Here is a 1,033-nt window from a genome sequence, read left to right as displayed (position 1 = left end):
GGCCGAGGCCGTGTGAGAACTGCTCTGACGGGCCCACACGGGCACGCGCAAGCCCATGTCGCACCTCGAAGCCTTGCTTGGGCTTCCTGCGCGCCGTTTGAGCATCCAGTGCGCTCAATCGCACGATATGCCGCCGAACACCGATTTCTGCGCTCTATAGCCCCGCTGCGGGCATAAGAAGGCGCTTACGCGCCCGCCAACTTCATCGCCTTCATCGCTTTGGCTATGCCAAGAACCTGCAAGACCCGCTTGAGGTTGTATGCCAGCACGTGCAGGCTCATTTCGGTGCTGACGTGCTCAAGCGTTCGCGTCAGGAAGTGCGTCGAGCCCATCCAGTGCTTGAGTGTGCCGAACACGTGCTCCACGGTCCGTCGTCGCAGCGTCATGGCGTCGGGCTCGCGGTCCAGTCTTCGCTGCATCGCCTCGATCACGGGCTCATGCTCCCAGCGCGAGATGCGCCTGTAGTCGGCCGTCGTGCATTGGGACTTCATCGTGCAGCCGGTGCATTCGCTGCTCCAGTAGCGACGGATCCGCTGTCCGTTTTCTTCGCGCGTGTACCTGTAGATGGCGCGTTGTCCTGCGGGGCACTGATACTCGTCGTCTCGCGCGATGTAGATGAAGTCGCTCTTGTCGAACCGGCCCATGGCCTTGGCGTTGGATGTCATCGGCTTGGGCACGAAGGCCTTGATGCCGGCATCGTGGCAGGCCTTGATCTCGGGGCCCATGAAGTAGCCGCGGTCGGCATAGGCCTTGAGGTGCTCCTTGCCCATCGCCTGCCGTGCAGCGAGCGCCATCTTGCTTAGCTGCGCTCGGTCGTGGCCGACGTTGGTGACCTCGTGCGCGACGATGAGGTGGTGCTTGGCATCCACCGCAGCCTGCACGTTGTAGCCCACCAGGCCCGTGCCCTTGGCCTGCGACATCATCGATCGGGCGTCGGGATCGGTTTGCGAGAGTTGCCCGTCGGGTTCCGCCTTCAAGCGCTCCTTCATCTGGTCCATGCGACGCATCTGCTCGCGCAGGGTCTTGATCTTGT

Annotated in this window: 1 protein-coding gene; it reads right to left on the bottom strand. The window is 62.9% G+C overall.

The genetic code is table 11. From position 1 onward, the window contains the following. Positions 1 to 185 precede the first annotated feature (185 nt). A partial coding sequence (locus ACOVRJ_RS20385) for a transposase (RefSeq protein WP_422045653.1) occupies positions 186 to 1,033 on the bottom strand: 848 nt, incomplete at its 5' end.

This window comes from Roseateles sp., assembly GCF_049240545.1.
Lineage (GTDB): Bacteria > Pseudomonadota > Gammaproteobacteria > Burkholderiales > Burkholderiaceae_C > Paucibacter_A.
Note: the sequence above shows the minus strand (reverse complement) of the source record. Positions and strands in the feature narration are given on the sequence as shown.